The 25,001-nt window shown below is 61.3% G+C and carries 26 protein-coding genes; all 26 read right to left on the bottom strand.

What is annotated here, in order from left to right; genetic code table 11:
- Window positions 1-410 precede the first annotated feature (410 nt).
- Window positions 411-1,547, bottom strand: a complete 1,137-nt coding sequence (flhB, locus tag HX875_RS09855) for a flagellar biosynthesis protein FlhB (protein ID WP_177043040.1) — start codon at window positions 1,545-1,547, stop codon at window positions 411-413.
- Window positions 1,548-1,550: 3 nt separating this feature from the next.
- Window positions 1,551-2,327, bottom strand: a complete 777-nt coding sequence (fliR, locus tag HX875_RS09850; protein WP_177043112.1) for a flagellar biosynthetic protein FliR — start codon at window positions 2,325-2,327, stop codon at window positions 1,551-1,553.
- Window positions 2,328-2,340: 13 nt separating this feature from the next.
- Complete coding sequence (gene fliQ, locus HX875_RS09845) at window positions 2,341-2,610, bottom strand: flagellar biosynthesis protein FliQ (RefSeq protein WP_003214552.1); 270 nt, start codon at window positions 2,608-2,610, stop codon at window positions 2,341-2,343.
- Between the two features lie 3 nt (window positions 2,611-2,613).
- Complete coding sequence (fliP, locus tag HX875_RS09840; protein ID WP_003214554.1) at window positions 2,614-3,357, bottom strand: flagellar type III secretion system pore protein FliP; 744 nt, start codon at window positions 3,355-3,357, stop codon at window positions 2,614-2,616.
- Window positions 3,357-3,791: a flagellar biosynthetic protein FliO gene (fliO, locus tag HX875_RS09835; protein ID WP_177043039.1), complete on the bottom strand. Its 435-nt coding sequence runs from the start codon at window positions 3,789-3,791 to the stop codon at window positions 3,357-3,359. Before fliO ends, fliP begins: the two co-directional genes overlap by 1 nt.
- A 1-nt stretch (window position 3,792) precedes the next feature.
- Window positions 3,793-4,260 carry a flagellar motor switch protein FliN gene (fliN, locus tag HX875_RS09830; RefSeq protein ID WP_010166093.1) on the bottom strand — a complete coding sequence of 156 codons (468 nt, stop codon included), beginning with the start codon at window positions 4,258-4,260 and terminating at the stop codon, window positions 3,793-3,795.
- Between the two features lie 34 nt (window positions 4,261-4,294).
- Complete coding sequence (gene fliM, locus HX875_RS09825) at window positions 4,295-5,263, bottom strand: flagellar motor switch protein FliM (RefSeq protein ID WP_010166091.1); 969 nt, start codon at window positions 5,261-5,263, stop codon at window positions 4,295-4,297.
- 9 nt (window positions 5,264-5,272) lie between these two features.
- Window positions 5,273-5,773 (bottom strand): flagellar basal body-associated protein FliL, encoded by a 501-nt coding sequence (fliL, locus tag HX875_RS09820; RefSeq protein ID WP_177043038.1) that lies wholly within the window; start codon window positions 5,771-5,773, stop codon window positions 5,273-5,275.
- Window positions 5,774-6,028: 255 nt separating this feature from the next.
- Window positions 6,029-7,411: a flagellar hook-length control protein FliK gene (locus HX875_RS09815; protein ID WP_177043037.1), complete on the bottom strand. Its 1,383-nt coding sequence runs from the start codon at window positions 7,409-7,411 to the stop codon at window positions 6,029-6,031.
- A 455-nt stretch (window positions 7,412-7,866) separates the two neighbouring features.
- Window positions 7,867-8,214 (bottom strand): Hpt domain-containing protein, encoded by a 348-nt coding sequence (locus HX875_RS09810; RefSeq protein ID WP_177043036.1) that lies wholly within the window; start codon window positions 8,212-8,214, stop codon window positions 7,867-7,869.
- A gap of 30 nt (window positions 8,215-8,244) precedes the next feature.
- Entirely contained in the window at window positions 8,245-9,963 is a 1,719-nt protein-coding gene (locus tag HX875_RS09805) for a fused response regulator/phosphatase (protein ID WP_177043035.1), read from the bottom strand.
- Complete coding sequence (locus HX875_RS09800) at window positions 9,960-10,265, bottom strand: STAS domain-containing protein (RefSeq protein ID WP_177043034.1); 306 nt, start codon at window positions 10,263-10,265, stop codon at window positions 9,960-9,962. Before HX875_RS09800 ends, HX875_RS09805 begins: the two co-directional genes overlap by 4 nt.
- Window positions 10,266-10,353: 88 nt before the next feature.
- Entirely contained in the window at window positions 10,354-10,803 is a 450-nt protein-coding gene (gene fliJ, locus HX875_RS09795) for a flagellar export protein FliJ (protein ID WP_008434833.1), read from the bottom strand.
- Window positions 10,804-10,806: 3 nt separating this feature from the next.
- Window positions 10,807-12,165, bottom strand: a complete 1,359-nt coding sequence (gene fliI, locus HX875_RS09790) for a flagellar protein export ATPase FliI (protein ID WP_177043033.1) — start codon at window positions 12,163-12,165, stop codon at window positions 10,807-10,809.
- Window positions 12,155-12,919 carry a flagellar assembly protein FliH gene (gene fliH / locus HX875_RS09785; protein WP_177043032.1) on the bottom strand — a complete coding sequence of 255 codons (765 nt, stop codon included), beginning with the start codon at window positions 12,917-12,919 and terminating at the stop codon, window positions 12,155-12,157. The genes fliI and fliH overlap by 11 nt, the downstream gene beginning before the upstream one ends.
- A gap of 10 nt (window positions 12,920-12,929) precedes the next feature.
- A complete protein-coding gene (gene fliG / locus HX875_RS09780) occupies window positions 12,930-13,949 on the bottom strand; it encodes a flagellar motor switch protein FliG (RefSeq protein ID WP_177043031.1) in 1,020 nt (339 codons plus the stop codon).
- Window positions 13,942-15,717, bottom strand: coding sequence for a flagellar basal-body MS-ring/collar protein FliF (gene fliF, locus HX875_RS09775; protein WP_010166051.1), 1,776 nt, complete (start codon window positions 15,715-15,717; stop codon window positions 13,942-13,944). Before fliF ends, fliG begins: the two co-directional genes overlap by 8 nt.
- Before the next feature lie 14 nt (window positions 15,718-15,731).
- The gene (fliE, locus tag HX875_RS09770; protein ID WP_010166049.1) at window positions 15,732-16,064 is read right to left on the bottom strand and encodes a flagellar hook-basal body complex protein FliE; all 333 of its coding nucleotides are present in this window, start codon (window positions 16,062-16,064) and stop codon (window positions 15,732-15,734) included.
- A gap of 129 nt (window positions 16,065-16,193) precedes the next feature.
- A complete protein-coding gene (locus HX875_RS09765) occupies window positions 16,194-17,576 on the bottom strand; it encodes a sigma-54-dependent transcriptional regulator (RefSeq protein WP_177043030.1) in 1,383 nt (460 codons plus the stop codon).
- Between the two features lie 6 nt (window positions 17,577-17,582).
- Window positions 17,583-18,794, bottom strand: coding sequence for a sensor histidine kinase (locus HX875_RS09760; RefSeq protein ID WP_218171911.1), 1,212 nt, complete (start codon window positions 18,792-18,794; stop codon window positions 17,583-17,585).
- A gap of 110 nt (window positions 18,795-18,904) precedes the next feature.
- Window positions 18,905-20,380, bottom strand: coding sequence for a sigma-54 dependent transcriptional regulator (locus HX875_RS09755; RefSeq protein WP_177043028.1), 1,476 nt, complete (start codon window positions 20,378-20,380; stop codon window positions 18,905-18,907).
- Between the two features lie 170 nt (window positions 20,381-20,550).
- Window positions 20,551-20,847, bottom strand: coding sequence for a hypothetical protein (locus HX875_RS09750; protein WP_010166041.1), 297 nt, complete (start codon window positions 20,845-20,847; stop codon window positions 20,551-20,553).
- 24 nt (window positions 20,848-20,871) lie between these two features.
- On the bottom strand, window positions 20,872-21,267 hold the full coding sequence (gene fliS / locus HX875_RS09745) for a flagellar export chaperone FliS (RefSeq protein WP_010166039.1): 396 nt from the start codon (window positions 21,265-21,267) through the stop codon (window positions 20,872-20,874).
- Between the two features lie 130 nt (window positions 21,268-21,397).
- A complete protein-coding gene (gene fliD / locus HX875_RS09740; protein WP_177043027.1) occupies window positions 21,398-22,777 on the bottom strand; it encodes a flagellar filament capping protein FliD in 1,380 nt (459 codons plus the stop codon).
- Window positions 22,778-22,857: 80 nt separating this feature from the next.
- Window positions 22,858-23,217 (bottom strand): flagellar protein FlaG, encoded by a 360-nt coding sequence (locus HX875_RS09735; RefSeq protein ID WP_177043026.1) that lies wholly within the window; start codon window positions 23,215-23,217, stop codon window positions 22,858-22,860.
- A 74-nt stretch (window positions 23,218-23,291) separates the two neighbouring features.
- A complete protein-coding gene (locus HX875_RS09730) occupies window positions 23,292-24,749 on the bottom strand; it encodes a flagellin N-terminal helical domain-containing protein (protein ID WP_177043025.1) in 1,458 nt (485 codons plus the stop codon).
- Window positions 24,750-25,001 lie beyond the last annotated feature (252 nt).

Below are 25,001 nucleotides of genomic sequence, written 5' to 3'. Positions count from 1 at the left end.
CAGCAAAGAGCTACCGCCATACACCCATCACCTGTGGCGAGGGAGCTTGCTCCCGTTGGGCTGCGCAGCAGCCCCAGAACGGCTTACGCGTTTTGCCTGAATAACCGCGATAGCTTTATTGGGGGCGCTTCGCACCCCAGCGGGAGCAAGCTCCCTCGCCACACACGCTCGTTCGCGGGTGATGGCGAAACGTCCGACAGGTACGCAGCGGGCGGGCGTCGAGCGTCCTCGTCTGCGACTTAAACGTTGCCAGATGCAATTGCGGGAGCGCTCAGGAGATTTTTGTTGCCTGGGCGGACGCCATCGCGGGCAAGCCCGACTCCCACAGTTGAGCGAGTTGGCTGGGAGAACGCGGTCAACAGGTGGGAGCCGGGCTTGCCCGCGATGAGGCCGGGGGCGGCGCTACAAAATCAGGAATCCCGACGCAAATCCGGCGGAATCGGCAGATCCTTGAGCGGATCCGGCCGCTTGCCCTTGCCCGCGCGGTACTGGCGGATCTGGTACACGTACGCCAACACCTGCGCCACCGCCAGATACAACCCGGCCGGAATTTCCTGGTCCAGGTCGGTGGAGTAGAAGATCGACCGCGCCAACTCCGGCGATTCCAGCAGCAAAATGTCATTGGCCACGGCAATCTCACGGATTTTCAACGCCGTGAAGTCGCTGCCCTTGGCCAGCAACATCGGCGCCCCACCCTTCTCCGGGTCGTATTTGAGCGCCACGGCGTAGTGGGTCGGGTTGGTAATGACCACGTCGGCGTCGGGCACCGACGCCATCATCTTGCGCTGGGACATCTCGCGCTGCAGTTGGCGAATCCGCTGTTTGACCTCGGGCCGGCCCTCCTGGTCCTTGTGCTCGTCGCGCACTTCCTGCTTGGTCATCAGCAGTTTCTTGTGGCTCTCCCATAGCTGGATCGGCGCATCAACCGCAGCAATGATGATCAGCCCGCAGGCCATCCACAGCGAGCTCCAGCCCACCACTTGCACGCTGTGGATGATCGCCAGCTCGATTGGCTCGTGGGCGATGCGCAGCAGGTCGTCGATGTCGGATGACAACACGGTCAACGCCACAAACAGAATAAGAATGAACTTGGCCAACGCCTTGAGCAGCTCCACCAAGGCCTTTGTGGAAAACATCCGTTTGAGCCCGGGGCCCGGGTTCATGCGGCTGAACTTGGGCGCCATGCTGCCGGCGGCAAACAGCCAGCCGCCAAGGGAGATCGGGCCGATCAAGGCCGCCAGCAGCAAGGTGATCAGGATCGGCTGTACCGCCAGGATCGCAATCTTGCCCGAATGCAGCAGGTACAAGCCCATGGCACCCGGGCTCAGCAGCACGTCACGGGGCAGGGAAAAATTCAGGCGCATCAACTCCATCAGGTCCAGGGCCAAACCACCGCCATAGATCAGCAGGCCACCGGAGCCTGCGAGCATGATCGCCAGGGTGTTGAGCTCTTTAGAGCGAGCAATCTCGCCCTTTTCCCGGGAGTCCTTTTTTCGTTTCTCCGTGGGGTCTTCTGTTTTGTCCTGGCCACTCTCGCTCTCGGCCATGGCTTACCGCGCCCGCGCCAAGTCACGTAAAAACTGCAAGGCGTCGGTGGCCAGCGGCTGATACTGATTGAGAATGTCAGCCATGCCGACCCAGAAAATCCCCATGCCCAGCACCAGGGTCAACGGGAAACCGATGGAGAAGATGTTCAACTGCGGCGCCGCCCGGGTCATCACGCCGAACGCGATGTTGACCACCAGCAGCGCGGTGATCGCCGGCAATACCAGCAACAACGAGGCACCCAGCACCCAGCTCATGCGCCCCACCAGTTCCCAGAAATGATTGACCACCAGGGCGTTGCCCACCGGCAAGGTGGTGAAGCTTTCGGTCATCACCTCAAACACCACCAGGTGGCCATTCATGGCCAGGAACAGCAAGGTCACCAGCATCGTCAGGAACTGCCCGATCACCGCCACCGACACGCCGTTGGTGGGGTCGACCATGGACGCGAAGCCCATGCCCATCTGGATCGAGATGATTTGCCCGGCGATCACGAAGGCCTGGAAGAACAGCGTCAGGGAGAAGCCCAGCAAGGCGCCGATAATGATTTGCTCGGCGATCAGCATCAGTGCGCTGAGGTCCAGGGCATTCACCGGCGGCATCGGCGGCAAGCCCGGGACGATGACCACGGTGATCGCCACCGCGAAGTACAGCCGAATGCGCCGCGGTACCAGGGTGGTACCGAACACCGGCATAGTCATCAGCACGGCCGTGACTCGGAACAGCGGCAGGATGAACGACGCCACCCAGGTGCTGATCTGGGTGTCGGTCAACGCCAGCATTGAATTCACGGGGTCAGCCGATCAACTGCGGAATACTGCCGTACAACTGCAGGATGTATTCCATGAAGGTTTGCACCAGCCACGGACCGGCGACGATCAGGGTGATCAGCATCACCAGCAGGCGCGGCAGGAAGCTCAAGGTCTGTTCGTTGATCTGGGTCGCGGCCTGGAACATCGCCACCAGCAGGCCCACCAACAGACTGGGCACCACCAGCACGGCAACCATCATGGTGGTCAGCCACAGGGCTTCGCGAAACAGGTCGACCGCTACTTCTGGCGTCATGCGCTAAACCCCACCGAAACTGCCGGCCAGGGTGCCGATAATCAGCGCCCACCCGTCCACCAACACGAACAACATGATCTTGAACGGCAACGAAATGATCAACGGCGAGAGCATCATCATACCCATGGCCATCAGCACACTCGCCACGACGAGGTCGATGATCAGGAACGGGATGAAGATCATGAAGCCGATCTGGAACGCGGTCTTCAGCTCCGAGGTCACGAACGCCGGCACCAGGATGGTCAACGGCGCCATGTCGGGGCTGGCGATGTCGGTACGCTTGGACAGCCGCACGAACAACTCAAGGTCGCTGGAACGGGTCTGCGACAGCATGAAATCCTTGATCGGGCCTTGCGCCTTGTCGATCGCATCCTGGGCGGTCATTTTCTCCGCCAGGTACGGTTGCAGGGCTTGCTGGTTCACCTTGTCGAACACCGGCGCCATGATGAACAGCGTCAGGAACAGCGCCATGCCGGTGAGGATCTGGTTCGACGGCGTCTGTTGCAGGCCGAGGGCCTGACGCAGGATCGAGAACACGATGATGATGCGCGTGAAGCTGGTCATCAGCATCACGAACGCGGGGATGAAGCTCAGCGCGGTCATGATCAGCAGGATCTGCAGGCTGACCGAATACTCCTGCGCGCCCGCCGCATTGGTACCCAGGGTGATCGCCGGGATCGACAACGGGTCCGCCGCGTACGCCAGCGGCGCCGCGAGCAACAGCATGAGCGTCAATAAAACGCGCATTACTTCTTATCCTTCTGATCCTTGCCCAGCAACTCCATGAGGCGTTGGGCGAATTCCGGCGTGGCCGCTTGAGTCTGGGCCACTTCCACAGGCGTCTTGAGCACGTGCAACGGGGTGATGCGGCCGGGGGTGATGCCCAGCAGAATCTGCTCGTCGCCCACTTGCACCAGCACCAGCCGGTCCCGCGGGCCAAGGGCACGCGAACCTACCAGCTCGATGACCTGGGCATTTCCCGGGCCGATGCGCTGTACGCGGCGCAACACCCAGGCGAGCACGAAGATCAGCCCCACCACCAGCAACAAACCCAGCACCAGCTGGGTCAGTTGCCCGCCCACGCCACTGCCCAGCGCCGGCGCGGCCGCCTGGGCGACCGGCTCTGCTGCCATTACGCTCAAGGGCAGCGTCGATAACAAACCTACCAATGAGCGCTTCATATCAGCGCAACTTCTTGATGCGTTCGCTCGGGCTGATCACGTCGGTCAGGCGAATGCCGAACTTCTCGTTGACCACCACCACTTCGCCATGGGCGATCAGCGTGCCGTTGACCAGCACGTCCAGCGGTTCGCCGGCCAGGCGGTCGAGCTCGATCACCGAACCCTGGTTGAGTTGCAGCAGGTTGCGGATGTTGATTTCGGTACTGCCGACTTCCATGGAGATCGACACCGGGATGTCGAGGATCACGTCCAGGTTCGGACCATCCAGGGTCACCGGCTCGTTGTTCTTCGGCACGCTGCCGAACTCTTCCATGGGAATGCGATTACCGACCGGGGCGGTGGCCGCATCGGCCGCCAGCAGCGCGTCGATATCGTCCTGGCCGACATCGCCGGTTTCTTCCAGGGCAGCCGCCCACTCGTCAGCCAGGGCCTGGTCTTCGGCGGAAGTGTTTTCGTGTTCAGTAGCCATTACATGTCCTCGGCGGAGCAGAAATTAGTGTGGATCAGCGACGGTTGATCGGTTCAATCACTTGCAACGCCAGGTTGCCTTTGTGAGAGCCGAGCTTGACCTTGAAAGACGGCACGCCGTTGGCGCGCATGATCAGTTCTTCCGGCAGTTCGACGGGAATCACGTCCCCCGGCTGCATGTGCAAAATATCCCGCAAACGCAGCTGGCGACGGGCCACGGTGGCGCTCAGAGGCACATCGACGTCCAGCAGGTCTTCGCGCAGGGCCTTGACCCAGCGTTCGTCCTGGTCGTCGAGGTCGGACTGGAAGCCCGCATCGAGCATTTCGCGCACCGGCTCGATCATTGAGTACGGCATGGTCACGTGCAGGTCGCCGCCACCGCCATCGAGTTCGATGTGGAAGGTGGAGACCACAATGGCTTCGCTGGGGCCGACGATGTTGGCCATGGCCGGGTTCACTTCCGAGTTGATGTACTCGAAATTGACTTCCATGATCGCCTGCCAGGCTTCCTTCAAGTCAATGAAGGCCTGCTCCAGCACCATGCGCACCACGCGCAATTCGGTGGGGGTGAATTCACGGCCTTCGATCTTGGCGTGACGGCCGTCACCGCCGAAGAAGTTGTCCACCAGCTTGAACACCAGCTTGGCGTCGAGGATGAACAGCGCCGTACCGCGCAGCGGCTTGATCTTCACCAGGTTGAGGCTGGTGGGCACGTACAGCGAGTGCACGTACTCGCCGAACTTCATCACCTGCACGCCGCCCACCGCTACGTCCGCCGAGCGGCGCAGCATGTTGAACATGCTGATGCGGGTGTAACGGGCGAACCGTTCGTTGATCATTTCCAGGGTCGGCATGCGTCCACGGACGATGCGATCCTGGCTGGTCAGGTCGTAGCTTTTGACGCTGCCGGGCTCGGCAGCCATTTCGGTCTGTACCAGACCATCGTCGACGCCATGGAGCAGCGCATCGATTTCATCCTGGGACAGCAGGTCCTGCACGGCCATGTCGTGATCCTACTGCAATACGAAATTAGTGAAGAGCACCTGCTCGATCACAGGTTTGCCGACTTCCTTCTGGGCCACTTCCTGCACGCTGGCAGTGACCTTCTGGCGCAGCATTTCCTGGCCCACCGGGGTGGCGAGGGTGTCGAAGGGCTGGGCGGAGAACAGCATCACCAGGTTGTTGCGGATCACTGGCATGTGCACCTTGAGGGCATCCAGGTCTGCCTGGTTACGCGCCAGCAGGGTAATGCTCACCTGCAGGTAGCGTTGACGGCCGTTCTGATTGAAGTTGGCGACAAACGCCGGAAGCATCGGCTCGAAGATTGCCGGTTGCTTGACGTTGGGGTTGATCTCGGCAGTCGCTGCCGGTTTGCTTGAGGCACTGTGCATGAAGTACCAGGTAGCCCCCACGGACACGCCGATCGCCAGGAACAGGCCCAGTACGATCAGCAGGATAAGCTTGAGCTTGCCCTTGCCTGCGGGTGCTTTTGCTGCGTCGTCGCTCTTCGCCATGCCAATAATCCGTCACTATTCGGGGATTCATAGTTCTGGGGAAAGGCAAGAGCAAGTGTTATGCCAGAGTTGTCACGAAGACTGACGAAACAGGGACGACCCCTGTGGCGAGGGAGCTTGCTCCCGCTGGGCTGCGAAGCAGCCCCAAATCAGAGAGCAAGGTTTAAACAGGTGTGCGGCGGCGAAAAGCCTGGGAGGGCTTCGCCCTCCAACGGGAGCAAGCTCCCTCGCCACAGGATGTTTGCCAACCTCAGGTCAGGCGTAATAGTCCACCGCGCTGGAGCCGACCACGGACTGCACAACCGGCGCCGCAACTTCAGCCACTTCACCGATACCGCCGCCATCAGCCCCATCACCCCGCCCGCCATTGCCACTGACGCCGCGTGCCTGGTTCTGCTGTTGCTGGTCCTGGCCCTGCTGACCCTGCCAGCCACGGGACTGGTCGGATACGTTGACGTCGACCTGGCCCATGCCCTGCTGGGCAAACATCTCCCGCAGGCGGCCCGACTGGCTTTCCAGGGCTTCACGCACCACCGCGTGGCCGCTCATGAAGGTGACCTGGGCCTGTTGGTCGGCGGACATCTTCACGCTGATGTCCAGGCGGCCCAGTTCAGCAGGCTGCAACTGGATTTCGGCCGACTTGAGGTTGGCGCTGGACAGGTACATGACGCGGTTCACCACTTCGTCGGTCCAGCCGCTCTGGTGCATCGCCAGGGGCGCATTGGCCACCGGCGGCAGGGCATTCGCGGTTTTCGGCGTGGCGGCCTGGGTCAGCGCGGCGAGGCGGTTGGCGAAGTCATCGACACGGGTGTCGCTGCTGGCGCTCTTCAAGTCCTTGAGGCCGCCGTCGATCAGGCTGCCGAAGGCTTTGTCGCCGCCCTGGTCGGTGCTGTCCTTGGACGCTTGCTGATCGACCATATTGGCCAGGCCAGTGGCAAAGTTTTGCGCGAGGGTGGGCTGATCGTCGGTCGAGGCCTGCACCGGGGCATTTTTTGCGGTGCTCTGACTGCTGGCGGAAACGTGTCCGCCCTGCTCCATGGCCAGGCGCACGGCGGGCATCGCGTCCAGCGGGTCGGCTTCGGGGTCGAAGGCGGGCTTGGCGTCGTCGGTCGCGGCAACCGGTGGGGCCACGACAGGCTGGGACTTGTCGTCTTTCGTCGCGGTTGCGGCCGGGGCCGGGGTTTCGACGGGCGCCGGCGTTACAGGGACCGGAACCGGGACAACCGCGGCCATCAGCGCCGGGTCGACGGCAGGGTCGGCCGGGGGTTGCTGGGCCAGGGCTGGGTCGTCTGCCGGGGCTGCGTCGTCGGTCTTGGCGGTGGTGTCCGGGGTGTCGGACTTGGCCGGCGGGGTGGAAGGCAAAGTCTTGCCGTTATCGGCAACCGATGGGGTGCCGGCGGCAGGCTTATCATTGGTGGCGACGGGCTTGGCGCTGTTGTCCGCCGGCTTGTCGCGGGTCGACCTGGTGGTGTTGTCGGCAGGTTTTGGCGCCGGCGCGGAAGCCTGGTTGGCGAACACCTGAGCGAAGCCCGGGGCCTTGTCCCGCGGGTCCGCAGCCGCTACCAGTGGATTGGCAGCGGGCGCTTGAGGCTTGGCCGCAGGGGCCGCCTGAAGGAGCGAGTTCGGGGTGATTGCCATATATAGAGTCTCCGCCGCACAGGGGTCGAGGGTGCGGTTACTGGAGGTAGAGCAAGAGTTGGGCCAGGTTTTGGTTTTGGGATGTATATCCGTTATTTCGTTGTTGCTGATATGGGTTCCGCGCTTACACCGGCCTGCCGGCAGGCTTGAGTGTTAAAAGCAAGATCCAGAGCGAAAGCAGAGCTGCTTTTCTGTGGGAGCTGGCTTGCCTGCGATGCAGACAACTCGGTACATCAGATACACCGAGGTGATGCCATCGCAGGCAAGCCAGCTCCCACAGTTGACCGTGCCAGTTAAAAAAACTGTTACCTATGTGCGTGGGGTGAGTCATACCGGGCAGAGCGTTTTGGTTACTTTTGACTGGGCCGGCATTCCGGCTTTTCAAAAGTGACCCGCTGTAAGAGCGAAACCATAAGTAGCCGTTACCTAAATAACGGATATACCCACCAACAGCGTCAGAGCCCAAACCGCTCCCGCTCATGCTCATACAACGGCCTGACCAGCGCGAATTCAAGGTCAATTTCATCCACCAACTGCCCCAAATCCGCAACCACAGGCTTGGCCGACTTATCTTCAAGCAACTGACAAAGCTCAGCCAACCGCACAGCCCCAAGGTTACCGCTGCTGCCTTTAAAGCTATGCGCAATCCGCCCCAGGGCCTTGGCATCATCCCGAGCCCTGCGCAGCGCCTCTACCCGCTTTTGCGAGTCATCGAGAAAGGTATCGAGCAACTTCGGATACTCGCCCTCCATGACCTCCTGCAAGCCGGTCAGCACATCGGGGTCCAGATGAATCTCTGCCACTTGTTCGCTCCTTGATCAAGAATCGGCGGATTATGCCAGAGCCTTCCATGAAAACTCCACGCACACACACCGCCCGCCGTCGGACCAGCCTACATCGCTGCTCAACTGGCGCACCAGGCTCAACCCCCTACCAGACAGACGGTCGACATCCAGCGGCCTGGCCAGCACCTTATCCACATCAAACCCCGCCCCACTGTCCTCGATTCGCAGCGTCAGGCAACCGCCCTCCCCGGTCGGCACCACATTCAGGTGCACCCGCACATACCCGCTGTTCAACTGCGCCAACCGCTGATTGCGCTCGCGGTAATAGGCGGCAAATCCCTGGGCATCGCGCTTGAGCCGCGAATCCAGCCCCAACACGCCATGCTCCAGGGCATTGGAATACAACTCCGCCATCACGCTATACAACGCACCGCTTTGCTCCCGCAGCCCATGAATCTCCAACAACAGTTGCAGTAAATAGGGCAAAGGGTTGTAGGACTTAAGCGTCTCAGCCCGAAATTCAAAGCTGACCGACCAATCCAGCGGAGACGACTGGCCGCTGTCGGAATACACCACCGACGGCGAACGCAAAACCTCCCCCGCCTGCAGGCTGATCTCCACCATGCTGATGTCATCGCGCACCTCGCCGCGAAAACCAGCCAGGGCCTGTTCGATCTCTTCAAACAACCGATCCGGCTCGCGGTTGGCGGCAAACACCTGCTGCAAACGCTCGGCGCCAAACAACTGCTCATGGGCGTCGGCCGTATCCAGCACGCCATCCGACAGCAAGAACACCCGGTCGCCCAACGCCATCGGCCAGACTTCCGTGCGGTCATCGAACGCCTCGGCCGCCAGCACACCCAATGGCAAATGCCGCGACACCAGCGGCGTGCGCTTGCCCGTGGTGACTTCATGCACGTAGCCCTCGGGCATCCCCCCGTTCCACACTTCCACCGCCCGTCGCTGGGCACTGAGGCACAGCAAGGTGGCGCAACAGAACATGTCCACCGGCAGGATGCGCTTGAGCTTGGCGTTCATCTCCCGCAGCGTCTGCGCCAGGCCGTAGCCCTTGGCGGTCATGCCGTAGAACACTTCCGCCAGCGGCATGGCGCCGACCGCCGCCGGCAAACCGTGGCCGGTAAAATCCCCCAGCAGCACATGCATATCCCCCGACGGCGTGTAGGCGGCCAGCAGCAGATCGCCGTTGAACAGCGCATAGGGTGATTGCACGTAGCGAATATTCGGCGCGGCATTGATGCAGCCGGAGTGGGCCACCTTGTCGAACACCGCCTTGGCCACCCGCTGTTCCTGCAGCAGGTAATCATGATGCCGGGCGATCAGGTCGCGTTGCTGCAACACCGTGGCCTGCAAGCGGCGCAGGCGGTCCATGGCGTTGATCTTCGCCGCCAGGATCACCTGGCTATAAGGCTTTGCCAGGAAGTCGTCGCCGCCGGCATCCAGGCACTGGGCCAGGGCTTCGCTCTCGCGCAGGGAAGTGAGAAAGATGATCGGCACCAGCGCCTCCCCCGCCAGTTGCTTGATTTGCCGGGCCGCCTCGAAGCCGTCCATCACCGGCATCAGCGCGTCCATCAGCACCAACTGCGGCCGCTCGCGGATGAACACCGCCACCGCCTCTTCACCGTTGCTGGCGGTGATCACCTGGTGGCCCTGGCGGCGCACGATGGTCGACAGCAACAGCAGGTCGGCGGCGCTGTCTTCGGCGATCAATACCGTCAGCGCCTCAAGGACCGGGGCCAGGACGCTCAAGTGAGGTCGAACAGTTTGTCGAAGTTGGAAATGGCGAGGATCTTGCGCACATCGGAGTTGCTGTTGATCACCTGCACTTCGGCATTGTCGCCACCGGCATGGTCACGCAACAGCAGGAGCATGCCCAGGGCCGAGCTGTCCATGTAGGTGGTTTCCTTCAAGTCCACCACGTAGATCTCGGGCACCTTGTAGAACCGCTCGTAGGCATCACGAAAGGCCTGGTGGCTACCGAAATCAAATCGCCCCCTGACGGTGATCGTCAACTTCGTCCCGTCCAGGGACACTTCTGATTCGACTGACATACGACTGCTTCCTTGTCATTGGCAATGTGCAACAAGGTTTAGCAGGTGATGGGGCAGTGGGCAAATCCATGTAGGAGCGGCGGCGTGGTTAATAGGGGTTTTGGCGAGGAAGACGCTGGGACAGCTCATCGAGCAACTTCTGCTCGCGCTTGTCTTCCAGCGCCCGGGCTTCGTCGATGTAGCGCTGCACCAGTTTGCGCAGGCCCTCGACCCGGGCATAGGCCTGTTGCCAGCTGTCGCGGGCCTTGTCGACGTTGGCCTGGTGCCAGGCCAGGCTCTGGCGCTGCTGGCCCACAGCGGTCTCAAGCTGGTTGAGAAAGCCCTGGTAACCCATCAGCCATTGACCGGAGACGCCCTTGCTGCCGCGCTCGATCCACTGCTGCTGATACTCGCCGCGAAAGCGCTCCAGGTCACCCAGCTTGCTTTCCGCCAGGCGAACCTGGCCCTGGAAGTAACCCAGGCGCTGGACGGCGGTCTTTTCGGCTTTTTCGGCCATGTCCACCACCGGGGCAAGGCGTGCGGCGCGGGTGTTGGCCATGGCTTATCCGCCCGGCGCCGGCGCGAAGATGGTGCCCAGGTGCGCCTCGCTTTCACCCATGCTGATCTTGTCGTTGAGGCCCTGGCGCAGGTAGGTCACCAGCTGCGGTTGCAAGGCGATCGCAAGATCAGTCTCGCGATCACCACCGGCTACGTAGGCGCCCACGCTGATCAGGTCGCGGCTCTGTTGATAGCGCGACCACAGCTGCTTGAACTGCTGCGCGCGCATCATGTGCTCAGGGGTGACCACCGACGGCATCACCCGGCTGATGGAGGCTTCGATGTCGATGGCCGGGTAGTGTCCTTCCTCGGCCAAGCGCCGGGACAGCACGATGTGCCCGTCGAGTACGCCCCGCGCCGAGTCGGCAATCGGGTCTTGCTGGTCATCGCCTTCCGACAGCACGGTGTAGAACGCGGTGATCGACCCCCCACCGGCCTCGGCATTACCGGCGCGTTCCACCAGCTTGGGCAGCTTGGCGAACACCGACGGCGGATAGCCCTTGGTGGCCGGCGGCTCGCCGATGGCCAGGGCGATTTCCCGCTGGGCCTGGGCGAAACGGGTCAGGGAGTCCATCAGCAACAGGACGTTCTTGCCCTTGTCGCGAAAATATTCGGCGATGCGTGTGCAGTACATCGCGGCACGCAGGCGCATCAGTGGCGCGTCATCCGCCGGTGAGGCGACCACGACAGAACGCTTGAGGCCTTCTTCGCCCAGGCTGTGCTCGATGAATTCCTTCACCTCGCGACCCCGCTCGCCGATCAGCCCTACCACGATGATGTCGGCCTCGGTAAAGCGCGTCATCATGCCCAGCAACACTGACTTACCCACGCCGGTACCGGCGAACAGGCCCAGCCGCTGGCCACGGCCCACCGTCAATAAACCGTTGATGCTGCGAATGCCCACGTCCAGCGGCACGCTGATAGGGTTGCGCTTGAGCGGGTTGATGGTCGGGCCGTCCATGGGCACCCAGTCTTCGGCCTTCATCCCGCCCTTGCCGTCGAGGGCGCGACCGGCGCCATCCAGCACGCGGCCGAGCATGCTCATGCCCATGGGCAGGCGGCCGGTGTCGGCCAGTGGCACCACACGGGCACCGGGGGCAATCCCGGCAACACTGCCGACGGGCATCAGGAATACTTTGCTGCCGGAGAAGCCCATCACTTCGGCTTCGACCTGCACCGGGTGGTAGCTGTCGTCGTTGATCACCATGCAGCGGCTGCCCATGGCGGCGCGCAGGCCTTCGGCTTCCAGGGTCAGGCCGACCATGCGCAGCAGGCGGCCCTCCAGGATCGGCTGGCCCGGCAACTCGGTGACGTCGGCATAGCCACCCAGGCGCTTGGCGAAACTGGTGCGGTCAAGGCGCATCCGGGCTGTCCAGCTGGATGCTCAAGTCCGGCTCTGCGGGGTGCAGCGCCTGTTCGTGCAACTGGTCAAACAGCTTGGCCATGATCTGGCTGATGCGCGTCTCAATGGTCGCATCGATGCGGCTGTGTTCGGTCTCCACTCGACAACCACCGGGCAGCAGCGCGGCGTCCTCGACGATGCGCCAGGTTTCTTCATGGCGCTCGCGCAAGGCTTTGACCTGTTCGAAATCCTGGGGGTTGATGTACAGCCGCACATTGCCGACGCCCAGGGGCAGCAGCTTGAGGGCTTCGCGCATCACGCTTTCGATTTGCGTGGAGTCCAGGGCCAGTTCGCGCTGAATCACCTGACGGCTGATGTGCTGCACCAGCCCGACCATGGCTTTTTCGATCTGGGAATCCTGCTCGGCAATCGGGTTGAACAGGCTGCCCATCAGAATCTCCAGGTTGGCAAGCTTGGCGCCAAGCGCCACCTCGGCTTCCTGGCGGACCTTGAGGGTGGTGCTGCGAAAACCGTCTTTCTCGCCGGTGGAAAAGCCTTCGTTGTAGGCTTCCTGGCGAATGCTTTCCAGCTCTTCCAGGGTCAGTGGCTGGACTTCTTCCAGCGGCACCTCTTCCATCTCGGCCGGGGGCTCTTCTACCGGCTCGGGCTCAGGCTCCGGGCGATGCGGGTCGAAACTGGGCAGCGACCAGACGTCGAACCCTCCGACGTCCCGTGCGCGAATCAGATCGCTGGGCGTCTCATCTTTGTTCGACATGCGCGGCGCCTTAAATCATTTCTTCGCCGCCCTTTCCGCCGAGAACGATTTCTCCGGCTTCGGCCATACGGCGGGCAATGGTGAGGATTTCTTTCTGCGCGGTTTCCACGTCGCTGACGCGCACCGGGCCCTTGGCCTCGAGGTCGTCGCGCAGCAGTTCGGAAGCCCGCTTGGACATGTTCTTGAAGATCTTTTCCTTGACGCCTTCATCGGAGCCTTTGAGGGCCAGCACCAGCACGTCGGAGGAGACCTCGCGCAGCAACGCCTGGATGCCACGGTCGTCGACATCGGAGAGGTTGTTGAACACGAACATCAGGTCTTCGATCTGCACCGACAGGCTGTCGTCGATCTCGCGGATCGAGTCCATCAACTGGCCTTCTACCGAGCTGTCGAGGAAGTTCATGATGTCGGCCGCACGCTTGATGCCGCCCAACGTGGTACGCGAAGCGTTGGAATTGCCCGAGAACTGCTTCTCGAGAATCGTGTTCAGTTCTTTCAAGGCCGCCGGCTGCACAGTGTTCAACGACGAGACGCGCAGGATGATGTCCAGGCGCACCTTGTGGTCGAAATGGCCAAGCACTTCACCGGCCTGGTCGGGGTCGAGATACGCCACCACGATCGCCTGGATCTGCGGGTGTTCGTAGCGGATCACGTCGGCCACGGCCCGCGGTTCCATCCATTTGAGGCTGTCGAGGCCGCTGGTGTTGCCACCCAGCAGGATGCGGTCGATCAGGCCGTTGGCCTTGTCTTCGCCCAGGGCCGAGGTGAGCATCTTGCGAATGTAGCTGTCGGAGCCGACGCCCAGGCTGGTCTGGTCGCCGACGATCTCGACGAACTCGCTCATCACCTGCTCGACCTGCTCGCGGTGCACATTGCGCATCTGCGCCATGGCCACGCCTACCCGCTGAACCTCTTTGGGGCCCATGTGGCGCAGCACTTGGGCTGCATCGGTTTCCCCAAGGGACAGCAACAGCACGGCGGCTTTGTCGACCCGGGAGAGTTTGGCTACGGCGACTCGAGCATCACTCATCTGCGTTAATCCACTCTTTCACGACCTGGGCCACACGACCCGGGTCTTCGGCCACCAGGCTCTTGATTGCGTTCAACTGAGCGTCATAACCCTCGCTCGGGCTCGGCAACAGAATGCTTTGCGGGCCACCTAGGCTCACGCGGTCGTTGGCCAGTTCGCCATCGAGACCGCCCATGCCACCCAACTCGACGTCGCCACCGGCCAGGGCCAGCTGTTTTTTGCCATGGCCGGTGATGTTGTTGAGTACCGGACGCAGCACGCCGAACACCAGCACCAGGATAAACAGCACACCCAGCACTTGCTTGACGATGTCCCAGAACCACGGCTGAGTATAGAACGCTGCCTCGGCGATGACTTCGCCACGCTCGGCGGAGAACGGCATGTTGATCACGCTGACGCTGTCGCCACGGCTGGCATCGAAGCCCACCGCGTCCTGTACCAGGCGAGTGAAGCGCGCCAATTCATCGGCGCTCCACGGTGCACGGGTGACGGCGCCGTCAGCGGCGTTGACCTTGACCTGGTCATCCACCACCACCGACACCGACAGGCGATTGATCCGGCCCTGCTGCTGTTTGGTGTGGCTGATGGAACGGTCAAGTTCGAAGTTCTTGGTGGATTGTTGACGCTTGTCGGCCGGGTACGGCGCCAGCATCGGCTGGCCGGTGGCCGGGTCCATGATCTGCTGGCCGTTGGCGTCCAGCAGCGGCTGGCCAGGTTGCACTGCGCCTGCGGTAGCGGCAGCGCCACCGGTGGTTTGCGGGGCGGTAGCCGGGGTTGGCGGCTGGTTGCTCAGGGCACCCGGCACGCCTTGCGGGCCATTGCTGGCGGTGCGTTGTTCGGTGGTCGACTGCTCGCTGCGCAGGGCCGGCTGGTCCGGGTTGAACTGCTCGGAGGTCGATTCGACCGCGCTGAAATCCACGTCGGCCGACACTTCAGCCTTGTAGCGATCATTACCCAACACCGGTTGCAGGATGTTGTGCACGCGCTGGGTCAGCATGCTTTCCATGCGACGGCTGTAGTCGAACTGCTTGCCGGCCATGGTCAGCGAGGAGTTCTCCGCCATGTCGGACAGCAGGTTGCCCTTCTGGTCGACCACGGTGATTTGCGACTTGCTCAATTCGGGAACGCTGGTGGCCACCAGGTTGATGATCGCCAATACCTGGCCAGGCTCCAGGGAGCGGCCTGCAAACAGTTCCACCAATACCGACGCGCTGGGCTTGCGCTCGTCGCGCACAAACACCGAGCTTTTCGGAATCGCCAGGTGCACGCGGGCGCCCTTGACGTTGTTCAACGCGGAAATAGTGCGCGCCAGTTCGCCTTCCAGGCCGCGACGGTAGCGGGTGGCTTCCATGAACTGGCTGGTGCCCAGGCCCTGATCCTTGTCGAGGATCTCAAAGCCGATATTGGCGTCGGACGGGGTGACACCGGCTGCCGCCAGTTTCATCCGCGCCCGAGCCACGTCATCAGCCTTGACCAACAGGGCGCCGGAATTCGGTTCGACGGTGTAGGCAATATCTGCTGCCGCCAGGGTTTCCATGATCTGCTTGGAATCCATGCCCGCCAGGCTACCGTACAACGGGCGGTAATCCGGTTGCTGGGACCACAGCACCACGGCAAAACCAATCGCCACGCTGGCAGCCAGGCCGACCATCAGGCCCACCTGACGCAGCATGGTCATCTCGGAGAGGTTTTCCAGGAACGACAGGCCAAACAGCGGCGGCTTGCCGTCTGCCTTGGCGGGTGCGTTATCCACGACTGCTTCTGCCATGACTCAAATCGTCCTTAAACCGGCATCTGCATGATGTCTTGATAGGCTTGAACCAGCTTGTTGCGCACCTGGGTCAAGGCCTGGAATGAAACGCTGGCTTTTTGCGAGGCGACCATCACGTCGGTGAGGTCCACGCCGCTTTTGCCAATCTCGAAGGCGGTCGCCAACTGATTGGAAGCCTGCTGGGTATCGCTGACCTTGTTGATGGCCTGGCCGAGCATGTCGGCAAAGCTGCTCTGGCCCAATTCCGGTACGGCTTGCGCGGCGGATTTCGGTTGAGACATGGCATCCATTTGCATGGACCGCATATCCAACATCAACCGATTGAATTCAACACCTTGGCTCATGAACGTTCTCTCCGACGACCCGCAATTTTTTGACACTACGCAACGGTTACTGGGGTGGTAGCAACAAGGGTGCCAGCTCCGTGGCAATTCGTAAGAAAAGGCGACTAACCCTGTCGGCTTCGAGAATTCTCAAGTGGCGTAGAGGTAGGCTTCCACGTCCATCCCGGCATCGCGCATCTGCGCCAGCTTGTAGCGCAAGGTGCGCGGGCTGATGCCCAGGCGCTCGGCGGCCTCTTTGCGGCGGCCGCGCTCGGAGCGCAGGGTGTCGATGATCATCTGGAATTCGCGGCGGCGCAGGTCGTCGCCCAAGGCACCGGCGGACTCGGCAGGCACGGCCTCAACGTGCGGCGCGGTCGCCAGCGTGGGGAGCGGCGCGCCGCCTGTGCCCATGGCCAGGCAGAAATCCTGAGGCTGGATCAAACCGCCCTGCTGCAAAATCAACGCCCGCTGGATCGCATTGTCCAGTTCCCGCACATTGCCGGGCCATGGGTAGCTGACCAGGCAGGCCTGGGCGTCGGCCGAGAGGCGCGCCTGGGCATGCTTCATTTTATTGACGTGCTTGCTCAGCAGGCGCTCGGCCAGCGGGATGATGTCGGCCGGGCGCTCGCGCAACGGGCGCCAGGCCAGCGGGAACACCGAGAGCCGGTAGAACAGATCCTCACGGAAGCGCCCCGCCGCCACTTCGCCCGCCAGGTCGCGGTTGGTGGTGGCAACCACGCGGATGTCCAGCTGGATCGGCTTGCGCGCGCCCACCCGCTCCACTTCGCGCTCCTGCAATACCCGAAGCAATTTGGCTTGCAGGCCCAGGGGCATTTCGGAAATTTCGTCCAGCAGGATGGTGCCGCCGTCCGCCTGTTCGAACTTGCCGGCCTGGGCCGCGATGGCGCCGGTGAACGAGCCCTTTTCATGGCCGAACAAAGTGGCTTCGAGCATGTTGTCGGGGATGGCCGCGCAGTTGATCGCAATGAACGGCTGGCTGGCACGGTGGGATTGCTGGTGAATGTAGCGCGCCAGCACTTCCTTGCCGGTGCCGGATTCGCCGGAGATCAACACCGTGGAATCGCTGCGGGCGACACGGGCCGCCAGCTCCAACAGTTGCGCACTGGCCGGTTCGAAGGCGATCGGGCCTTCGCCGTCGGCAACGCCCAGGGTGCCCAGGGCATGCCGGGTAACCAGTTCGATCAAGGCTTTGGGCTCGAAGGGTTTGACCAGATAATCCGCGGCGCCCTGGCGCATCGCGTCGACGGCACGCTCTACGGCGCCGTGGGCGGTCATCAACAGCACCGGCAATTGCGGCTGGCGTGCACGCAACAGGCCGAGCAACTGGTGGCCGTCCATGCCCGGCATGTTCACGTCACTGACCACCAGGCTGAAGGACTCCTGCTCTACCGCGTCCAAGGCCTCTTCGGCAGAACCGACCGCCCGGTAGTCATGGCCCGCCAGCAACAGCGTGTCAGCCAATGCTTCACGCAGGGCGCGATCGTCTTCAACCAATAGAACCTTGATAGCCATGACCTTTTACTCCGCGCCGACAGCGCATGAAAACAGCGGCAGCGTGATCATCGCGCACGTGCCGCGACCCAACCGGGAACGCAGCTGCAATTCTCCCTGATGTGCACGGGCGACGGCCTTGACCACGGTCAGGCCCAGGCCGGTACCGTTGGTTTTGGTGGTGAAAAAAGGCTCGCCCAGGCGTTGCAGCACCACCGGATCAATCCCGCTACCGCTGTCGCTGATACCCAGGCGCAGGGTGTCGCCGCGGTTATACAGGTGCACTTTGAGCCGCGCCCCGGGGCCACTGGCTTGGGTCGCGTTTTCGATCAGGTTGAGCAGCGCGCCCACCAGGGTGTCGCGGTTGCACAGCAACTCGCCTTGATGGCTGTCGCACTGCCAACGGACTGACGCTTCCTGGATGTGGGTGGCGGCAGCAGCTTGCAGCGATTGCATCAACGCGGCCGGGGTGACGCGGTCGGTCAGCGGCAATTCGCCACGGGCAAACACCAGCATGTCGCGAACCTGGTGCTCCAGTTCATGCAGGCGCTCCTTGAGGCGACCGGCAAAACGCTGGTGAGTGGCGACCGGCAATTGCTCATCAGTCAAATGACTGGCGTAAATCAGCGCGGCGGACAACGGCGTACGAATCTGATGCGCCAGAGAAGCAACCATCCGCCCCAGCGATGACAAGCGCTCATGGCGTGCCAGTTGGTCTTGCAGGTGACGGGTTTCGGTCAGGTCGTTGAGCAGCACCAACTGGCCGGGCTCGGCATCCAGGGAGCGGGTGGCGATGGACAGGCGGCGCCCGTCCTTGAGGGAGATTTCGTGGCCGTCGTCTTCTCGCGGCGCGAAGCAGCGGGTGATGACCTCACGCCACAACTCGCCTTCCAGCGGCAGGCCCAGCATGTCGCAGGCTGCCGGGTTGGCTTCGCGCACGCGGCCCTGGTCGTCGATGACGATCACGCCACCGGGCAACAGGTCGAGGAGGTTTTGCAGACGGTTGGCCAGGCGCTCTTTTTCGGCCAGTTCTTCCATGCGCTGGGCGCTGACCACCGCCAACTCGCCTTTAAGCTCGGACACCCGCGCTTCCAACAGGCTGTAGGAGTCAGTCAACTGGCTGGACATCTGGTTGAACAGGGAAAACGCCTGTTCAAGTCCAAGGCGGCTGATCTGTTCCACGGAGGGGGCAGGCCCCTGAGTGTCGGGGACCGAAGATAGTTGGGCGGCGTGGGGCATCATGCTCTCTCGCTTGGCTGACCGTCAGTTAAACGGAACGTTGCGAGTGCTGTAGCAATACCCGTGCCGAAAAAAAACCGCTGAAAATTCAGCGGCTTGAAAAACAGGCGTCAATCATCCGCCTGTTCATCACCTTCTTTTCGGCTCATGCCGTACTTGCGCATCTTTTCCACCAGGGTGGTACGGCGGATGCGCAGGCGTTCGGCGGCACGGGCGACGATGCCATTGGCGTCGTCGAGCGCCTGCTGGATCAGGCCTTGCTCGAGACTGCCGAGGTAGTCCTTCAAGTCCAGGCCTTCCGGCGGCAGCATGGCGGTTGAACCGAAGTCCGGCGTATGGCCGTTGATGGCCACGCGCTCTTCCAGGTCGCTGCGCAGGCTGTCCACCAACTGCTCGTCTTCGTCGTCGACGTAGCGGAATTTCTTCGGCAGCTCGACCACGCCAATCACCCCGTACGGGTGCATGATCGCCATGCGCTCCACCAGGTTGGCCAGCTCACGGACGTTGCCCGGCCAGCCGTGGCGGCACAGGGACATGATCGCCGCCGAGTTGAAACGGATCGAGCCGCGCTTTTCGTGCTCCATGCGCGAGATCAGTTCGTTCATCAGCAGCGGGATGTCTTCGACGCGCTCGCGCAGGGGCGCCATTTCGATCGGGAATACATTGAGGCGGTAGTACAGGTCTTCGCGGAAGCTGCCGACCTCGATCATGCTTTCGAGGTTTTTGTGGGTGGCAGCAATGATGCGCACGTCAACGCTTTGGGTCTTGTTGCTGCCCACACGCTCGAAGGTACGCTCCTGCAGGACTCGCAGCAGCTTGACCTGCATCGGCAGTGGCATGTCGCCGATTTCGTCGAGGAACAGGGTGCCGCCGTTGGCCAGCTCAAAACGCCCGGCACGGCTGGTGATCGCACCGGTAAAGGCGCCCTTCTCGTGGCCGAACAGTTCGCTTTCCAAAAGCTCTGCCGGGATCGCCCCGCAGTTGACCGGCACAAAGGGCCCGTCGCGACGCTTGGAATGGTAATGCAGGTTGCGCGCGACCACTTCCTTGCCGGTACCGGACTCGCCGAGGATCAGCACGCTGGCGTCGGTGTCGGCCACTTGCTGCATCATCTGGCGCACGTGCTGGATCGCACGGCTGGTGCCGACGAGGCTGCGGAACAGGTTGGGTTCGCGGTGACGGCCGCGCTCGCGGGCCTGATCGTACATCTCGCGGTAGACCTGGGCACGGTGCAGGGAGTCGAGCAATTTGCTGTAGCTGGGGGGCATTTCGAGGGTGGAAAGAACACGGCGGCGCTGATCTTCCGGAAGGTCCACGGAAGAAATATCGCCCATCAGCAACACCGGAAGGAACTCATCCCAGGTTGACAGTGTCTTTAACAAGCCCAGCAATGCGCCAGGAGCGTTTACCGTCCCGATCAGCACACAAATGACTTCACGGCTCGACGACAAAGAGCTGACCGCCTGCTGCCAGTCATGGCTGCCGCAGGGTAGATTTTCTTCGCCAAGAAAATTCAGGATCACCGCAAGATCGCGGCGCCGAACGCTATCGTCATCGATCAGCAGAATTTTGGTTTCACGCCACATGCAATAGCAACTTCCCTAGTAAAACTTAATGCCCTCGAGTTGGGGCAATCTAGATTGCTGTAGGCATTTTCTGCGCTACGGCTTTCTGACGTCTGAAAATAGCACTAGTTAAGTCAAAAAATCGTGCACAGTCAAATTTATGACGCGCTTTGTTCGGATTAACTGAGCCTTCAGCCGAACATATGGTAAACCTTTGACGCGTGTTTAGCTCGATTGAACTGCGACATCTCTTCGAAAATAGCCTGACGCTCCCCTGTCGTCGCTTCAAGCAACTGCTGATACACCGAAAGCAGGTCTTCCAGCTTTGCCCGAATCGCCGCCTCATCCGCCGAATCCTCGTTAAGCGCAGCATCGATCAACGCGCGGCAGCCCAAATCCAGTTCGCCGATTGCACTCCAGTTGCGTTCAGCCAACGCCTCGGACAGCGCTTCACGGGTCTCGTCGATTTTTTGCAATGCTTGACTCATGACATCGTCCTCAGGCCTGTCGGCCTACTGCACCTCGGTGGCAATACCATCCCAGCCTTCCTTGAGCGTAATCAAAAGACCTGCGACCTCATCGATCATAGCAGCGTCGTTCTGACGGTTGGCTTCCAGCAGGCGCATGCTCATGAAGGCATACAGGTTATCCAACTGCTGCAGCGCGATCGGGTCCGGTGTCTTCTCGGGGTTAAGACCGTCACGCAACCCGACGAGGATGTCCACCGCCTTGCCCAGCATCAGCCCCTTCTGCGCGATATCACCGCGAGCCATCGCACCCTTGGCCTGCGCCATACGATCCAGCGCGCCTTCCATCAGCAACTGCACCAGGCGGTGCGGGCTGGCTTCGGAGATCTGGGCGTGGGTGTTGACCTTCTGGTATTGGCGAAGGGCTCTCATGGGATTCATGTTTCTACCTCGTGACAGGCGACAACTAAAAAGGGTGGGTGCTGATTATTATGTCGACGGCGTTACACAAAACTTTAGCCCGCCTGGCGCTGTGACACAGCGCCTTGGGCGGGCTTTATCCGCGCCCCCGTCAGGTGGTCTTCGGATTGTTCAGCGAGTTGAGCGTGGTCATTACGCTGTCGCCTTGAGCCTTGAGCTGGGCAACCAGGGAGTCCATCGCGTTGTACTTAACCGTCAGGGAGGCCGTCAGGGCATCAGAGCGCGTGTTCAGGGCGGTCTGTTGGTCGGTCAAGTCCCTGAGGTTGTCCTGCAGGGTCGTGGACTTTTGGGCGAACACCCCGGTCTTGCTCAGCGCAAAGTTGGCGGTGGCATTCGTCAGGCTTGCCAACAGCCCTGTGGGGCCAGTGAAGATGCTGTTGATGTCAGAGCCGTTAGTGAGGGCCGCCTTGTCAAACGCCACATCACTGACGCTCAGCGCGCCTGTTGTCTGGTCCGTCGTCACACCAAATTGCGCGAGTGACTTGAACGCACCGCTACCCGTCACCGAGTTCATCACGTTGCGGATCGACGACATCATGGTGCGTACCGAGCTATCCCCTGTCAGCGCACCTGGCGTGACGGACCCGTCGGCGTTGGTGGTGACCTGAGTCTCGGCATTCACAGCCTTGACCAACGCTGTGTAAGTGTCCGTGAAACCCTTGACTGCCGACTTCAGGGTGGCGGCGTTAGCAGACACTTTAATAGTCGAAGCGGGATCAGTCCCCGAAACCCCCGTCAAGGTGATGCTCACACCACTGATTGCGTCGGGCAGGGTATTGCTCGTGGATTCTTGAGGACTGCCGTCCAGGTTATATATGGCGTTCTGCGGTGCCGAGCCCACAACCGTCGCGCCCGTATCCAGGCCCGAAGAGCCCTTGAAGGTGATGTCGCTACCTACACCGGTGGTCGAGGACGTGACCACCAATCGGGAACCATTGGAGTCAGTCAGGATGTTGGCACTCAAACCCACATTACCGTACTGCGAGTTGAGCGAGTCACGCACCTGCTGCAGGGTCCCGCCCGGCGGCACGCTGACGCTGTAATTCTTGCCGGACTGGGAGACCGTAAACACCGTCGCCGAAGCCCCGGAATTGACAACGGCCGTCGGCCCGCCAGAAATCACCGCCGAGGAGACCTTTGACGCCGTGGCCAATTGGGTAACACCCAGCGTAAAGTTGCCGGCGGCGGCGCCAGGCCCCAGCGTGACCGTCGCGAGCTTGTCGTTCGAAAGCGTCGAACTCAAGCCGCTGAAGTTGACGGTCTTTGTCATGTTGTCCAGCGCGCCCCGGAACGCATCCAGGGCCGCCTGGATTTTCCCGATCGAGGTCAGTTGCGCAGTGGACGTTTTTGTCTGGCTATCGATCTGCGCTTGCTTGGGTGCGGTTTGCGCCCCCACCAACGACTTCACAAGACCTTGCACATCGATACCCGTACCCGGGCCGTTGACCGTTAAACCTGCTACGACTGTCATCGTCTTTCTCCTGATCCGGGGCTGATGCTTTATTGACGAACAACGCTTTAGGCAGTTTTCGCAACAAAGTTCATGCCAGTTTAGACCTTGGCGTCAAACAGCAAGCTGCTGGCGTCATGAAGGCTCTGGGCGAGTTTCAGTGCCAATTCCGAAGGAATCTGGCGAATGACCTCACCGCTTTCGGTGGCGATGACCTTGACCACCACCTGGTGGGTGGAGTCATCAATGGAAAAATCCAGTTTGCGCTGGGCAGCCTGGATGAATTCGTTTATGTCCTTGACCGCTTTTTTCAGGTCGGTGTGGCTCGATGACTGCTTGGCATCTGCCGCGCCGGCAACGGCGTCCACCTTGGGTTTCTGCGAGTCGGCACTGACGGGAGCAGGTGCATTCTGTGGCGCCGCCGCAGGGTAAGACAGGTTCAGCTTGACGCTCATGTCCATGACCATTCCCCTCATCACGGAAAAGACAAAAGGGCACGTAAACGCGCCCTTCCGTCAGTTACCAAGCGCCGTTATTACTGAAGCAGCTTCAGTACAGCGGATGGCAGTTGGTTCGCCTGGGACAGGATCGCAGTGGAAGCCTGTTGCAGGGTTTGTTGCTTGGTCAGCTGAGCAGTTTCAGCAGCGAAGTCAACGTCCTGGATCACGCCACGAGCAGCGGTGGAGTTGTCCGAGATGCTCTGCAGGTTGGCGATGGTGTTGTCGAAACGGTTTTGTACAGCACCGAGGTCAGCACGCTGGGAGTCGATGGTGGACAGTGCTTGGGTAAGCACGTCTACCGCGCTCTGTGCGTTGTCAGCAGTGGTCACGTCGGTATTGCTGACGACGACTTGCGCCGAGTTGACAGCGGTAGCAGCTGCAGCACCGAACACACCGGTAACGCCGCCGCCAGCCAGCGAGTAGCTGGAGCTGGAGTTCAACGAAACTTGGCCGGTAGCGGTCAGGTTGGTTGCGGCCAGGTTGGTCACGGTAGCATTGAACTTACCGTCGCCGCCTTTAGTGGCAATGCCGATAGTTTGGGCACCGGTGTCAGCATTGGCGAAGGTGAAGTTCTCACCCGAGTCGGATTTGATCGACAGGGCGCCGGTCGACTGGTTGAAGTTAACGCTGATACCCAGTTTGGCAGCGTTGGAGTTCAGTTGACCCGCCAGGTCGGCAGCGCTGGTGATACCCACGAACGAAACAGTAGAGGCAGTAGGACCGCTGCCGACTGTAAGGTCGAACTTACCGCTAGGAGTGGCCGTAGGAAAGCCAGCAGCAGGAAGCGTGAACTGAAGCTCAGTGCTAGCAGTGGCCGCCAGACCGCCTACTGCGCCATTAAGCTGGGCAGCAATTTGCTTGGCCGACGCGCCTTGAGCGATGGTCAGAGCGTTCGACACCTGACCACCACCGGTCACAGTGATAGTGCCGCCCGCAACACCGTTAAGGCTTGGCGTCTGAGCGTTGGACAGCAGTTGCTGCGAACCGATGTTACTGGCCGCTACGTTACCCAGACTCATGTTGATGGTCTGGTTGGCGTTCGCGCCTACTTGGAAAGCGGTAGTACCGAAAGAACCGTCCAGCAGGTTACGGCCACCGAAGGTAGTAGTCGATGCGATACGGGTCAATTCCGAACTCAGAGCAGCGTACTGAGCCTGGTTCGACTTACGGTCGTCAGCGCTGAGGGAGCCGTTAGCGGACGACAGAGCCAGGGAACGCATGGTCTGCAGGATGTTGGTGGATTGCTGCATCGCGCCTTCAGCAGTTTGCGCGATGGAGTTACCGTCACCGGCGTTCTTGATAGCAACGCCCAGGCCGTTGATTTGGCTGGTCAGACGACCAGCGATTTGCAGGCCGGCCGCATCGTCTTTGGCGCTGTTGATACGCAGGCCGGAGGACAGGCGCTGCATGGAAGTTTGCAGGGCGCTGGAAGCCTTGTTCAGGTTGTTCTGAACGGTCAACGAAGCAAGGTTGGTGTTTACTGTTAATGCCATGACGAAATCCTCGTGGGTGGTGTACTGCGGCTTCCGGCCCTGGCAACCGCCGGGTGTGGCCTAGAGAACCTTCGTAATAGTTATCGTCGTGAAAGCAGGTTGCTTGAGGACTTTTTTGATTTTTTTTACTGGCGCCGTGCCACCCCTTGTAATTCAAGCATTTACAGTAGGCCAAACCTGAGCAATTGCTGGCTTTTCTGGCGCCAAATAAAAAACGCCCATGATCTTTCGACCATGGGCGTTTTTTTGTGC

Origin of the sequence: Pseudomonas yamanorum (genome assembly GCF_013386765.1) — a bacterium.
Classification (GTDB): Bacteria; Pseudomonadota; Gammaproteobacteria; order Pseudomonadales; family Pseudomonadaceae; genus Aquipseudomonas; species Aquipseudomonas yamanorum_A.
Note: the sequence above shows the minus strand (reverse complement) of the source record. Positions and strands in the feature narration are given on the sequence as shown.